Annotated in this window: 12 protein-coding genes and 1 pseudogene; 7 read left to right on the top strand and 6 right to left on the bottom strand. The window is 59.5% G+C overall.

Going from position 1 to position 13030, the window contains the following annotated elements; all coding sequences use genetic code 11:
- Window positions 1-78: 78 nt before the first annotated feature.
- The 4 genes from EP237_RS14690 to istA all read right to left on the bottom strand — a co-directional run bounded on the left by EP237_RS14690 (window position 79) and on the right by istA (window position 3267).
- Window positions 79-558, bottom strand: coding sequence for an N-carbamoyl-L-amino acid amidohydrolase (locus EP237_RS14690; protein WP_127561656.1), 480 nt, complete (start codon window positions 556-558; stop codon window positions 79-81).
- 189 nt (window positions 559-747) lie between these two features.
- Entirely contained in the window at window positions 748-870 is a 123-nt protein-coding gene (locus EP237_RS23700) for a hypothetical protein (protein ID WP_276317005.1), read from the bottom strand.
- Window positions 871-962: 92 nt separating this feature from the next.
- Complete coding sequence (istB, locus tag EP237_RS14685) at window positions 963-1754, bottom strand: IS21-like element helper ATPase IstB (RefSeq protein WP_127561655.1); 792 nt, start codon at window positions 1752-1754, stop codon at window positions 963-965.
- Window positions 1744-3267, bottom strand: coding sequence for an IS21 family transposase (gene istA, locus EP237_RS14680; RefSeq protein ID WP_127561749.1), 1524 nt, complete (start codon window positions 3265-3267; stop codon window positions 1744-1746). The genes istB and istA overlap by 11 nt, the downstream gene beginning before the upstream one ends.
- A gap of 136 nt (window positions 3268-3403) precedes the next feature.
- Here istA and EP237_RS14675 point away from each other — a divergent pair, with 136 nt between their 5' ends.
- The 3 genes and pseudogenes from EP237_RS14675 to EP237_RS14665 all read left to right on the top strand — a co-directional run.
- A complete protein-coding gene (locus EP237_RS14675) occupies window positions 3404-4366 on the top strand; it encodes a fatty acid desaturase family protein (protein ID WP_127561654.1) in 963 nt (320 codons plus the stop codon).
- A 26-nt stretch (window positions 4367-4392) separates the two neighbouring features.
- Window positions 4393-4683 carry a Rieske 2Fe-2S domain-containing protein gene (locus EP237_RS14670; RefSeq protein ID WP_240661651.1) on the top strand — a complete coding sequence of 97 codons (291 nt, stop codon included), beginning with the start codon at window positions 4393-4395 and terminating at the stop codon, window positions 4681-4683.
- A gap of 65 nt (window positions 4684-4748) precedes the next feature.
- Window positions 4749-5387, top strand: a pseudogene (locus tag EP237_RS14665) (IS6 family transposase); the annotation flags it as partial.
- A 170-nt stretch (window positions 5388-5557) separates the two neighbouring features.
- On the opposite strand, the gene EP237_RS14660 reads toward EP237_RS14665, so the two are convergent.
- Entirely contained in the window at window positions 5558-7321 is a 1764-nt protein-coding gene (locus EP237_RS14660; RefSeq protein ID WP_164744716.1) for a phospholipase D-like domain-containing protein, read from the bottom strand.
- A gap of 68 nt (window positions 7322-7389) precedes the next feature.
- Window positions 7390-7626 (bottom strand): hypothetical protein, encoded by a 237-nt coding sequence (locus EP237_RS14655; RefSeq protein ID WP_127561651.1) that lies wholly within the window; start codon window positions 7624-7626, stop codon window positions 7390-7392.
- Window positions 7627-7891: 265 nt separating this feature from the next.
- Between EP237_RS14655 and acsA the strand changes: the two genes are divergently transcribed.
- The 4 genes from acsA to EP237_RS14635 are packed head-to-tail and all read left to right on the top strand — an operon-like array spanning window position 7892 to window position 13009.
- Window positions 7892-9598, top strand: a complete 1707-nt coding sequence (gene acsA, locus EP237_RS14650) for an acetate--CoA ligase (protein ID WP_206052306.1) — start codon at window positions 7892-7894, stop codon at window positions 9596-9598.
- Window positions 9595-11592, top strand: coding sequence for a pyruvate dehydrogenase (acetyl-transferring) E1 component subunit alpha (gene pdhA, locus EP237_RS14645; RefSeq protein ID WP_127561649.1), 1998 nt, complete (start codon window positions 9595-9597; stop codon window positions 11590-11592). The genes acsA and pdhA overlap by 4 nt, the downstream gene beginning before the upstream one ends.
- Window positions 11592-12767, top strand: coding sequence for a dihydrolipoamide acetyltransferase family protein (locus EP237_RS14640; RefSeq protein WP_127561648.1), 1176 nt, complete (start codon window positions 11592-11594; stop codon window positions 12765-12767). The genes pdhA and EP237_RS14640 overlap by 1 nt, the downstream gene beginning before the upstream one ends.
- The gene (locus EP237_RS14635; RefSeq protein WP_127561647.1) at window positions 12764-13009 is read left to right on the top strand and encodes an acyl carrier protein; all 246 of its coding nucleotides are present in this window, start codon (window positions 12764-12766) and stop codon (window positions 13007-13009) included. The genes EP237_RS14640 and EP237_RS14635 overlap by 4 nt, the downstream gene beginning before the upstream one ends.
- The last annotated feature ends 21 nt before the right edge of the window (window positions 13010-13030 follow it).

The raw sequence follows: 13030 nt of genomic DNA, 5'->3' as shown, positions 1-13030 counted from the left end.
GTTAGTGTCGAAGTGCTCTGCCTGAAAGGGCTAACGACTTTTCTCATCTATTGTCCTTCGGCGTTTCCATATTAATCATCATCCTTCTCTTGAGAACCACGCGCCGACAATAGCACCCAAGAAAGCAAGTCCTCCAGTCAGAAGGGGTATCCACCAGCGCGAGGAGCGTTGTTGATCAATAGCACGCTCGTGCAGTTCGATCGCAACTGTAATCAGGGCCTTGATTTCATCAGGGCCCAAAGGGCCGCGGCTGATTCTATCATAGGCCCCACCTTGAAGCTGATGGTCTGGTAGGATTTCCGGAACGTCATCGACGTTATAATCGCGCGGAAGTGTTCTGCGCCACACAAGCGACGCTTTGGTTCTTTCTTGGTTGAGCCTGAAAAACTCAGGATGTTCCTCAAATACAGCTTTCCAGTGTTTGCCATCTTTTTGCGGGCCGCTTATTCTATTCGCCCAAGTCTCAAAGTCCAACTTGTAAAACTTATATGCACCCATGGCCGTTAGCGCGGCAATGAGATCAGGTAACCGGCCATGTGTCAGATACGGATTCTTCATTCCTCGAAGTCTTTCCCACAATGTCTGTTGAAGTTTCTTAACACTAAAGAGTGCAACGATTAAAGCGAAGCTTGCTGGAAACATCCGGAATCAAGTTTGGTTGCAGCAGCTCGCCAGTGGCCGCTTTCGTGAAGTCGCGCCGCAGTTCAAACGCAGGTGTCGATGTCTGGTAAGGGCCGTTCTTGACGATCATGCAAAATTCTGCCGCTGCTCTGTCCACTCCATCGAAAACGGCTCCAGCACCCGCGCAAGCGTCAGCCCCGGCCCCTGCTTCCCGTCCAGGATCGCATCGACGATATCGGGCGCGAGCAAGGTCAGGCGCAGGACGCGGTGTTGGATGTCACTGAGAACTGACCCAGCTTTGTCACCGAGATCTGACCCGGCCGTTCGTTATGTTTGCTAATTCATGATGGGGTCAATGCTGCTGCCTCCTTCCGTTTCTTTTTCGCCGTCTCGGAGCTGGCCTTGAAGCGGTAGCTGTCGTTGCCTGTCTCCAGGATGTGGCAGCGATGGGTGAGGCGATCGAGGAGTGCTGTGGTCATCTTGGCATCGCCAAAAACGCTGGCCCACTCGCTGAAGCTGAGGTTGGTGGTGATGACCACACTGGTGCGCTCGTATAGTTTGCTGAGAAGATGGAACAGCAACGCACCGCCCGAGGCACTGAACGGCAGGTAGCCGAGCTCGTCGAGGATCACCAATTCAGTCTTCACCAGCGCCTCGGCGATCTTTCCAGCCTTTCCTTGGGCCTTTTCTTGTTCCAGCGCATTCACCAGTTCGACGGTCGAGAAGAAGCGCACGCGTTTGCGGTGCTGCTCGATGGCCTGGACGCCGATGGCGGTCGCGACATGGCTTTTCCCAGTTCCGGGACCGCCGATCAGGACCACGTTCTCGGCCGCGTCCATGAACGCGCACCGATGCAGCTGGCGCACGAGAGCTTCGTTGACCTCGCTGGCGGCAAAGTCGAAGCCGGACAGGTCCTTGTAGGCTGGGAAGCGCGCGGCCTTCATATGGTAGGAGATGGAGCGCACCTCGCGTTCGGCCATTTCAGCCTTGAGCAGTTGCGACAGGATCGGGATTGCCGCGTCAAATGCAGGCGCTCCCTGTTCCATGAGGTCATGCACTGCCTGCGCCATGCCTGGCATCTTCAGGCTGCGCAGCATGATGACAATGGCGGCTCCGGCGGGGTCATGACGCATGGCGTGTGCCTCCCCGCAGTCCATCGTAGCGCGTAACGTTGGCCTCAGGTTCCTTCGTCAGAATGAGACGTGAAGGCGGCGTCACATCGGGCTGGTCGGTCGGTGTGCCGTCCACCAGCCTGTGAAGCAGATTCAACACATGGGTCTTGGTCGGCACGCCTGCCTCCAGCGCCATTTCCACGGCGCAGAGCACAGCCTGTTCATCGTGATGCAGGACGAGGGACAGGATCTCGACCATCTCCCGATCGCCGCCGGGCTTGCGCAGCATCTGCTTCTGCAATTGACGGAACGCCTCTGGCATCTCGACGAAGGGCGCACCATTGCGTAGCGCGCCCGGTTTGCGCTGGACCACGGCGAGGTAATGGCGCCAGTCATAGATGACGCGGCCAGGTTGCCGGTGCGACCGTTCAATGATGCGCTGATGCTCGCAGACCACGTGCCCTTCGGCCACGATCACCAGCCGTTCAGGGTAGATGTGCAGGCTGACGGGGCGGTTTGCGAAGCTGGCAGGCACAGAGTAGCGATTGCGGTCGAAGGTGATCAAGCACGTGGGCGATACGCGCTTGCTCTGTTCGACAAAGCCATCGAAGGCTGTGGGCAAGGGCATCAGCGCAGGCTTCTCGGCCTCCCAGGCATCGGCAATACTGCCAGACAAAGTGCCATGCGCAGTCTCGGTCCACAGAACCCTGCAGCGCTCTTCAAGCCAGTCATTCAGCGCTTCGAGGTCAGGGAAGGTCGGCATCACCTGCCAGAGCCGGTGGCGCGCATCGCGGACGTTCTTCTCGACCTGGCCTTTCTCCCAGCCGGCGGCTGGATTGCAGAAGTCGGGCTCAAACACGTAGTGACTGGTCATGGCCATGAACCGCGCATTCACGTCGCGCTTCTTGCCAGCGCCCACACGGTCGACAGCCGTCCTCATGTTGTCGTAGATCCCGCGGCCCGGCACGCCCTCAAAGACCCGGAACGCGTGCCAGTGCGCGTCGAACAGCATCTCATGCGTCTGGAGCAGATACGCTCTGACCAGAAACGCGCGGCTGTGCGACAGCTTGATGTGAGCCACCTGTAACTTGATGCGCTCGCCGCCGACATGGGCCCAATCCTCGCTCCAGTCGAACTGGAACGCCTCGCCCGGCTGGAACACCAGCGGCACGAATGTTCCGCGATCGGTGGTCTGCTGCGCGCGTTGCCGGTCTCCTTTCCAGGCCCGCACAAAGGCTGCGACCCGCTCATACGAGCCGTCATAGCCAAGCTGCACCAAATCAGCATGCATCTGCTTCGCGGTCCGCCGATCCTTGCGCGACTTGCGCTGCTCGGTCACCAGCCAGCCTGACAGCTTCTCTGCATACGGGTCCAGCTTGCTCGGTCGCGCTGGTGTCTGAAACTGCGGCTCAACGATCCCCGCCCGCAGATACTTCTTGATTGTGTTGCGAGACAGCCCAGTCCGCCGCGCAATCTCGCGGATGGGCATCTTGTCCCGCAAAGCCCAACGTCGAATGACGCTCAAAAATCCCATGTCGATCACTCCAATATCCCCTGACAAATCCCGTCAGGGGCAAGGTTCCACATGGGTCAAATCCCAGTGACAATTTCGACTGCTGCTGGGTCACTTCTCAGTGACATCCAACACCCGGCTGGACGTGGAGCAAGCAATGACCGATGCCGTCAGAACCCCCATTACGCAAGCGTTGCAGGACGGAGCAATCAGCCGCAGGGAGCTAAAAGCGTTGATGCAGCGCTCCAACCTGCCGGCCTTTCGGCACCTTGCAATCTGGATCATCTTGCTGGTTGTGACGGGCACAGGGATCGCGCTTACCATGGGGACGATATGGGTTGTGCCCGCGATGTTCATCCATGGTGTCGTGTTGGTCCATCATTTCTCTTTGCAACATGAATGCTGCCACTACACCGTGTTTCGGACCCGTTGGCTCAACGATGCCGTGGGGTGGATCTGCGGTTTGATCATCAACGTCCCCCACCAGCACTTCCGCTATGAGCATTGCGATCACCACACCTATACCCAGCTGAATGGACAAGATCCCGAGCTGATCCCACTACCGAAGACGGTCTGGAGCTATCTTAAGTACATCTCGGCCATACCTTACGTCTTCGGACAGATGCGTGCCTTGATCCTTCATGCGTCGGGACGGATAGACGAGAGCGAGGTGCATTTTCTTCCCAAAGATGTGCAACCCATCGTCTTTCTGGAGGCCCGCCTGATGCTGGGATTCTACGTGGCCCTTTTGATCGCATGCATCGCGACAGGGTGGACGGGCCCGCTTTGGTTCTGGCTGGTGCCGTATCTGATGGGCGAGCCGGTCATGCGGGCTATTCGCATGACCGAACATGTGGGTCGTCCAAATGTCGATGACTTGCGAGAAAACACGCGAAGCAATCTGGTGTCCAAGCCGTTTCAATTCTTGTGCTGGAACATGAATTACCATGCAGAACATCACTACGCGTCGTCGGTGCCGTTCCACGCGTTGCCGCGTCTTCACAAGAAACTGGATGGCTATATTTTCGTGGAGCCGCGCGGATATTTGGGCGCGCACCGGGATATCGTCGCGCAGCTTCTTGGCAAGAAGCCCCGGTCTGACGCCAAGCAGGCCCTGTAATGGCTCGTGTAAAGGCATGGCACGTGGTGGCCAAGGTTGACGACCTGGAAAAAGGTGACGTCACACCTGTCGTCGTCGGCCAACGCGAATTGGCGATATACGACGGGGTGGACGGCATCTCCATCAGCTATGGGCGCTGCACCCATGGTGCGGCAAACCTTTGCGATGGCTATTTCGACGGGCGGCGCATTGAATGCCCGTTGCATCAGGGATTGTTCGATGCCCTTACCGGAAAGGCCCTTGCGGCACCCGCGCGCGTCGCCTTGCGGATGATCGATTGCAAAGTTGAAGACGGGCAGGTCCTCGCGTGGATATGACTGCGCGAGGTAGTGTCAGAGGAACTTGTCTTGAGGAAGGGTAGGGCGCTGGCTAGCGTCCCTGCATGACCAAACCCAGTCCCATCAAGTACTTCAAAACCAGCCCTGAGATCTTCCGCCTGGCGGTGATGCTCTACGTCCGGTTCCCGCTCTCGCTCAGGAATGTCGAAGATCTCCTTCATGAAAGGGGTGTCGATGTGAGCCACGAAACGGTCCGGTATTGGTGGCACAGGTTCGGTCCGATGTTCGCCTCGGAGATCCGAAAACGGCGGATCCAGGGCATGAAATTCAGCCGATGGCGCTGGCTTCTCGACGAAATGTTCGTGAAGATCAACGGTGAGCGTCACTACCTCTGGCGGGCCGTTGATCAAGAGGGCGAGGTGCTGGAAAGCTATGTCACGAAGAGGCGTGACAAGAAGGCCGCGCTGAAATTTCTCAGTAAAGCAATGCGTAAGCCCGGGCGCCCGAAAGCGATTGTTACAGACAGGCTTCGGCCCTACGGTGCTGCCCTCAAGGAAATCGGTGCACGCCTCCGTCAGGAAACGGGTCGCGGGTTGATTAATCGGGCCGAGTTCGCGCACTTGCAATTCCGACGACGGGAACGGGCACTGCTATGGTTCCGGAGGGGTCAAAGTTTGCAGAAATTCGCCTCCGTCCATGCCTCCGTCTCGAACCACTTCAACCGGGAACGCAGCCTCTCCAGCTGACCGCAATTTAAGGCCAACCGCGCCGCCGCTCTCGCTGAGTGGCGCGGTCTTTGCGCGGCGTAAGCGACAGCCTGACTGTCCTAACTGAGACGAGTTCGAATTGGTCTGACAGCACCCCCGCCATAGCTCCTGGCGCTCTTGCGCAAAGCCATTCCCGAATGATCCGATCAGAACACAGACCGCAACCAGGCCCAATTGTAGAGAGCGTTGCCAAGCGGATGTTCGGGTTCATCGGGCGTCAACCGGCGGGTGGTTTGACGGTATTGTTCAACAATGTCCAACAGCGCGTCGACCTGCGGTGTTTCCATGAAGACAAGCCCGTTCTCGGTATCGTGCCAGAACGCACGGTGGTCGAGATTGGTGCTGGTGGTGACAGCAAGCCGCCTGTCGATGACCATCATTTTCGTGTGCATCATACGGGGCCGAGGGAAATATTCCTCGATCTCGAACAGGCCGGAATATAGCGCGGCATATCTACGGTTCAGGGCGGTGATGATGAACCCGGCGGGATCGGTCGATTCAAGCCGAACCACCATACGCACCCTGACGCCGCGCGCCTGCGCCCGTATCAACGCCTCTTGGATCTGCGGCGGCGGGTTGAGATACGGGGTGACGATCAGCACCTCGTCCGCCGCTGCATCAATTGCATCCACAAACCATCGGACCTGATCGCGCCCATCCGCCCATGGCAGCGAAAGATAGTGCCGCATCCCGCGACTCTGGTCAGTGTATCCGGTGTTGGATGGGCCAACCCGCTGGGTTTCCGCATCCCGGTTCCACAGCGCCAGGTGATGTGCCGCGATGTTGCGAACGGCCTGATCATCACGCAGCTCTACTTCGATGTCCTCATAGACGGAGAAGAATCCCAGATCCTGAAAGCCGCCTTCGTCATAGGTGTGGAGATATGGCCAATCCTCCAGATCGAATGGGTCTGAAAAGAAGAACCCGTCATGAAGGTTGCGCCCGCCGAAGATATAGCGTGACCGGCCTGGCTGTCTCGACAAGGCAAGAAATGCGCGCGTGTGCTGAACCCGGTGCAGCTGATTGACGATATCGATGGGGCGGTCGATGCCCCTGTTGCGCCACTGATAGTACTGGATCTGGATGTTGGGATAGCGCGCCGCAATTGAATCGTAGAAAACGCGGTCTTCCTCCAGCATCAGCAAACTGGTGACAAGAATACGCACTTGCGTGCCGCGCTGTGCGTGATGTGCCAACATACGCGCCGTCAGGTAACCGACGAAATCGGCACGAATATGCAGATATGAAATCTGGATCAGATCAAGCTGCGGCGCATTCGAGAAATCGAGGGGAAGATCTGGATCACCAGCGTTCAGGGCCTGCCGGGACACGGTGCTGCCGGTCAGGGCCTCGACCCGCGCGGCCAGCCCATCAAGCGCGTCACCCAGCAACCTGACACGACCCGGATCGACCGGGCAGGTTTGCAGCAAAGCGCCCTGGTCAAGGAACACCCGTTGAAGCGGGTCCAGTTGCAAAGCCGGATCGACCCTGCAATTCAGCGCTGCTTGCGACAGGTCAGACAGATGAGGCAGGACCGCGCTTTCTGGGCGCAGGGCGATGCTATGATCATCCCCCCATGCGATGCGGCATTCGCCGCTTTCAGGACGCCAGTCAAGCAACGCAGACCCTTGACCCCGCGGAGGAAGGGTGAACTCCCTCGCTATTCCGGGTGCCAGGCGTCGATTTGGCGTATCAATGCGGCGAATTCCGGCAGGGCCTTCGCAGCGGAGTGAAATGGTAATCGGCCGCCGCGACACCGCTTCGAGATGGATCTCGACACGATGGGCCCCAAGGTCGGGTATCACGAACTGCGCGCTGTCTTGGGCGGGGCCCTCGGCAGCAAGGTAAAGCGTTGCTTCGCCCACGCGCCACAAATCGCCTTGCGTCGAAGGAATGTCGCCTTCCAGCACACCCAACCCTTCACGCGGCGCGCATCCAGTCAGAGCGAACAGCAAAACTGCGACCACGGCGCCTTCAATCAGACGACCCATCCCAACAAAGGCCACTCTATGCTCCTATGGTCTTTCGATCGAGCAAGGTTCAGATGTCCAATGACCGCACGCAGATGGTCATGTTCACTGATGATTTGCATACCCGATCTGGGTGTCTTCGAAACGGCGTAGTCAAGGGTCTGGCGGGCAACGCCGCAGGCTTTGTCAGATAGATCGATGGGTTTTTCGCCGCTTATCTGAAACGGCTCGTCTTCTCGTGCCATGCGCACCCCGCGCAATATGGTGTAATTCATCAGCAATGGCAAAGCGGTCCTCGAACTGCGTGGATCTGAGGATCGGGTGAAGGGCAAAACCCTATCCCTGATCAAGGTCCTACCCGATCAGGTTCTACACACACCCCGAACGAAATTGCCGGGACATCAGGCCGGGGCATCAGGATTGTGTCCTGTTGTCGCGCTTCGCAACAATTGACCCATGTCATTCCCTCTGCCCGTTCCAAGTACCAAACTGGGCAGCGGGAGGATGACCATGGACAAGGAACACCACCACTCAGAAGACCGCAATTCACCAGCGGATACATGGGCAGAAGCACGAGCCTTGATCGACGCCCCAGATGGGTCGATCAACATTGCCTACGAGGCGATTGACCGGCACGTAGGGCAAGGCCACGGCGAAGATGTCGCGATGCTTTGGCTGGGCAAGTCCGGTGCCCGTCTGCCCTTCACTTATGCAGACCTTGCAGACGCCTCTGCCCGGCTGGCCAATGTGCTTGCCGCGCACGGTCTGTCCAAGGGCGACAGTGTCTTTGCACTGATGGGGCGGGTGCCCGAGCTATATATCACGGCACTTGGCACGCTTAAGGCTGGGATGATCTTTACGCCGCTATTCTCTGCATTCGGGCCGGAACCCATTCAGACCAGAATGGAGATCGGCAGCGCCAATGTGCTTGTCACGACTGCCGAGCTTTACAAGCGCAAGATCGTTGCGTGGCGCGACCAGATCCCGTCGTTGAAACTGGTGTTGATCCTTGGCGATGTCGCGCCCGAAGGCTGCGTCGCACTTGGCCCGGCAATGGCTGCCTCAAACCCGTCATTCCAGACCGTGCGCACCGGGCCGGAAGACCCTGCGCTGATCCATTTCACCTCGGGAACGACGGGCAAGCCCAAGGGCGCGGTTCATGTCCACAATGCGGTGGTCTATCATGCCTTTTCTGGGAGGCATGCGCTCGATCTGACGCCGGGGACTATCTATTGGTGTACCGCTGATCCCGGTTGGGTTACGGGTACGTCCTACGGCATTATTGCACCTTTGGTGAACCGGGTCACGATGATCGTGGACGAGGCAGAATTCGACCTCGACCGTTGGTACTCCACTGTCCAGAACGAAAAGGTCGAGGTGTGGTATTCCGCGCCCACGGCGATCCGCATGATGATGCGATCCGGGGCAGACGCAGCAGCGCCCTATGATTTTTCCTCCATCAGGTTTTTGGCAAGCGTTGGAGAACCCCTGAATCCCGAGGCCGTAGTCTGGAGCGAGAAGGTCTTTGGTCAGCCATTCCACGACAATTGGTGGCAGACCGAAACCGGTGGCATCATGATCGCCAACCGGCCCGGCATGACAGTGCGACCGGGTTCCATGGGACAGCCAATGCCGGGAATCGAAGCGGGTATTGTCGAACGGGGTGAGGCCGGGTTGACCGAACTTGGCACCGGGCAGGTCGGGGAACTCGCTTTGCGGCCCGGCTGGCCGTCGATGATGCGGGCCTACCTGCATGAACAGGCCCGCTACGACAAATGCTTCGCAGATGGCTGGTATCTGTCGGGTGACCTCGCCCTGCGCGATGCGGATGGGTATTTCTGGTTCGTGGGGCGCGCCGATGACCTGATCAAGACCTCTGGCCACCTGATCGGGCCATTTGAGGTTGAAAGCGCCCTGATCGAACATCCGGCGGTGGCAGAGGCAGGCGTTATCGGCATTCCCGATGAAACGGCGGGCGAAATCGTGAAAGCCTATGTCACGCTCAACCCCGGTTATGAATCCGGGGCACAGCTGGAACGGGAATTGCGTGGCCATGCCCGCAAGAAGCTGGGGCCTGCCGTCGCCCCGCGCGAGGTGATCTTCCACAAGACGCTGCCCAAGACGCGATCCGGCAAGATCATGAGGCGGCTGCTCAAGGCCCGCGAACTTGGCTTGCCCGAAGGCGATATTTCCACATTGGAGTCGGATGAATCATGACCAGCCCTGACAAACCCCGCCTGAACCGCGACCATGTTCTGTCACTGCTGTCCGACATGATCCGCGTGCGCAAGTTCGAAGACAAATGCGCCGAGATGTACACGCAGCAGAAGATCCGCGGTTTCCTGCATCTTTATGATGGAGAAGAGGCCATCGCAGCGGGGATCATACCCTTGCTGGACGATGAGGACCGGGTGGTCGCGACCTATCGCGAACATGGCCACGCCCTGCTTCGCGGCCTGCCGATGTCGGAGATCATGGCCGAGATGTATGGCAAGGTCGAAGGCTGTTCCCGCGGGCGCGGCGGGTCCATGCATCTTTTCAACGCGCGGCGAAATTTTTTTGGCGGCAACGCCATTGTCGGCGGCGGTCTGCCATTGGCGGGCGGGCTGGCCCTGCGCGACCGGATGATGGGCGAGATCAATGTGACGGCCTGTTTCTTCGGCGAGGGCGCGGTGGCCGAAGGCGAGTTTCACGAAACCATGAACCTTGCCGCCCTGTGGGATCTGCCCGTTCTCTTCGTATGTGAAAACAACGGCTATGCCATGGGTTCAGCCCTGGCGCGCACCGAGGCGGAAACCGATATCAGCAAGAAGGCCGCGTCTTACGGTGTTGCGTCCGTGGTTGTTGACGGCATGGACGTGGTCGCGGTCGAGGCCGCCGCGCGCAAGGCCATTGCGACGATCCGGGACACTGGCAAACCCGTCTTTCTGGAATGCCGCACCTACCGGTTCCGGGCGCACTCCATGTTCGATGCACAGCTATACCGTCCCAAGGACGAAATCGCCGACTGGCGCAAGCGCGGGCCGATTGTGCAGTTCCAGACATGGCTACTGGACAACAAGCTGATCCACCCCGAGGACGTCACGCGGATCGAGGCCGACGCCGACGCCGAGATCGCGCAATCCGTCGCCTTCGCCGAAGCGGGTAGCCTGGAACCGCTGGACACCCTCGATCATCATGTTCTTGGCCCACAGCCTGAGATGCCAGAGCCAACTGCGCCCTCTGGCGAAACCGTTCAGATGACCTATCGCGAGGCCGTCAAGCAGGCGATCCGCGACGCGATGATCCGAGATGACCGCGTCTTTCTTATGGGCGAGGATGTGGGGGCATATGGCGGCTGCTATGCGGTGTCCAAGGGGCTGATGGAGGAATTCGGTGAAGATCGGATCCGCGACACTCCTCTGTCGGAATCCGGGTTCACCGGTGCAGGTATCGGCGCTGCCGCAGCCGGGATGCGCCCGATCGTCGAATTGATGACGGTCAACTTCTCCTTGTTGGCGCTTGATCAGATCATGAACACAGCAGCCACCATCCGGCATATGTCGGGCGGGCAGTTTGGCGTGCCACTTGTGATCCGCATGGCGACCGGCGCGGGCAAACAATTGGCCGCGCAGCATTCCCACAGCCTTGAGGGATGGTATGCGCATATCCCCGGCCTCAAGGTTCTGACCCCCGCCACGGTCGAGGACGCGCGCGGGATGCTCTGGACGGCCTTGCAAGACCCCGACCCGGTGCTGATCTTTGAAAACGTGATGCTCTATAACCGGGAAGAGGCGATCGACACCAATGCGGGGCCGGTCGACATCACCCGCGCAGCTATTCGGCGCGAAGGCGATGACCTGACGCTGATCACCTACGGAGGCTCGCTTTTCAAAACGCTGGAGGCGGCTGAGGCTCTTGCCGCCGATGGCATCAGTGCCGAGGTCATCGACTTGCGCAGCCTGCGTCCACTTGATGACCAGACCATCATGGCCTCGCTTGCCCGAACCCGGCGCGCCGTGATCGTCGACGAAGGATGGCGGACCGGATCGCTGGCGGCAGAGATATCCGCCCGGATCATGGAACAGACGTTCTGGACACTGGATGCGCCCGTTGGACGGGTCTGTGCGGCCGAAGTCCCGATCCCCTATCCCAAACATCTGGAAGACGCGGCAATTCCGCAGGTTGCAGGGATCGTGGCGATGGCGAAATCCGTGATGGGGCGGGTCTGATGGGTATCTTCGCAATGCCCTCGCTCGGGGCCGATATGGAAGCGGGCCGATTGATCGAATGGCTGGTTTCCCCCGGCGATGCTGTCACGCGTGGCGATATCGTGGCGGTGGTCGAAACCCAGAAAGGGGCCATTGAAATCGAGTGCTTCGAGGAAGGAACCGTCAGGGAGTTGCTTGCGGATATCGGGACCGACCTGGCCGTCGGTGCACCTTTGGCCACGATACAGGCCGAAGGCGAACCCATTCCAGAAGCCGCGGTCGCAGAACAGGCCACCCCGGTTGAGGCAGAGCAGCCCGTAGTAACCGCGCCGGCCCCGCAACCTGTAGCGCCCATCCCACCTCAGAGGCCTCAAGCCCCTGCGCCCGGGGTGGTCCAAAGTTCGCCCGCTGCCCGCATCAAGGCCAGAGAGCTGGGGTTCGATCTGGCCATGCTGACAGGTTCAGGGCCAGGCGGTGCGATTGTCCTGGAGGATGTCGAGGCCGAGAAGACACCGCAATCCAAACGGTCACCGCAGGACGAAATGCGCAGGGCGATCGCAGCGGCAATGACGCGGTCCAAGCAGACCATCCCGCATTTTTACCTGTCCCAGACCATCGACGTGACACCGGCGATGGAGTGGCTGACGTCCTTCAACGAGGGCAAGCCGCCATCCGAACGGGTTCTGTTGGGCGCACTGTTTTTGCGTGCGACCGTTCTGGCGTCTGCCAAGGTGAAGACCGTAAACGGCCACTTCACCGAGGAAGGGTTCAAGCCGTCCGACAAGATAAACCCCGGCCTTGCGGTGGCCCTGCGCAGCGGCGGGCTGGTGGCCCCGGCGATTGTGGACGCCGAGCAGATGGGCATTGTCGAGCTGATGGCAGCAATGCGCGATCTGGTCACGCGAGCCCGCGCAGGACGATTGCGCAGCTCAGAAATGACCGAGGGCACGATCACCCTGTCCAGCCTTGGAGACAGCGGCGCTGAAAGCATGGCAGGCGTCATCTTCCCGCCGCAGGTTGCGCTTGTCGGCATCGGCGCGCCGGGACTGCGGCCCTGGGTGGTTGATGGAAACGTTGAACCGCGCCACCTGGTGACCCTGACGATTTCCGCTGATCACCGCGCGAATGATGGGCGACAGGCCTCTCGTTTCCTGTCCGTTTTCGACTCACTTCTTTCCACCCCGGAGGCCCTATGACACCCGATGAGATCCGCACCGCTTTCCTTCAGGAACTGACCAATGTCGCGCCAGATATAGAACCGGATACAGTTGGCCCCGATGATCACATTCAAGACGATCTTGGCCTCGACTCGATGGATGTGCTGACCCTGGTGACCGCTTTGCACGACCGGCTTGGCGTCGATATTCCAGAAGCAGACTATCCCCGGATTGCCTCCGTTGCGCTGGCCCAAGCCTATCTGGCCGAGCGAATGGCATGATCTGACAGCGGGTGAAGCATT

This window comes from Nioella ostreopsis (assembly GCF_004000255.1).
Lineage (GTDB): Bacteria > Pseudomonadota > Alphaproteobacteria > Rhodobacterales > Rhodobacteraceae > Nioella > Nioella ostreopsis.
The sequence above is the reverse complement of the archived record's forward strand: the minus strand, read 5'-3'. Positions and strand labels throughout refer to the sequence as shown.

Coding starts and splice junctions, on each gene's coding strand:
- EP237_RS14690 (WP_127561656.1), bottom strand. CDS start 558: ATGAAGAATCCGTATCTGACACATGGCCGGTTACCTGATCTCATTGCC.
- istB (WP_127561655.1), bottom strand. CDS start 1,754: ATGCGTCATGACCCCGCCGGAGCCGCCATTGTCATCATGCTGCGCAGC.
- istA (WP_127561749.1), bottom strand. CDS start 3,267: ATGGGATTTTTGAGCGTCATTCGACGTTGGGCTTTGCGGGACAAGATG.
- EP237_RS14675 (WP_127561654.1), top strand. CDS start 3,404: ATGACCGATGCCGTCAGAACCCCCATTACGCAAGCGTTGCAGGACGGA.
- EP237_RS14655 (WP_127561651.1), bottom strand. CDS start 7,626: ATGGCACGAGAAGACGAGCCGTTTCAGATAAGCGGCGAAAAACCCATC.
- acsA (WP_206052306.1), top strand. CDS start 7,892: ATGGACAAGGAACACCACCACTCAGAAGACCGCAATTCACCAGCGGAT.
- pdhA (WP_127561649.1), top strand. CDS start 9,595: ATGACCAGCCCTGACAAACCCCGCCTGAACCGCGACCATGTTCTGTCA.
- EP237_RS14640 (WP_127561648.1), top strand. CDS start 11,592: ATGGGTATCTTCGCAATGCCCTCGCTCGGGGCCGATATGGAAGCGGGC.
- EP237_RS14635 (WP_127561647.1), top strand. CDS start 12,764: ATGACACCCGATGAGATCCGCACCGCTTTCCTTCAGGAACTGACCAAT.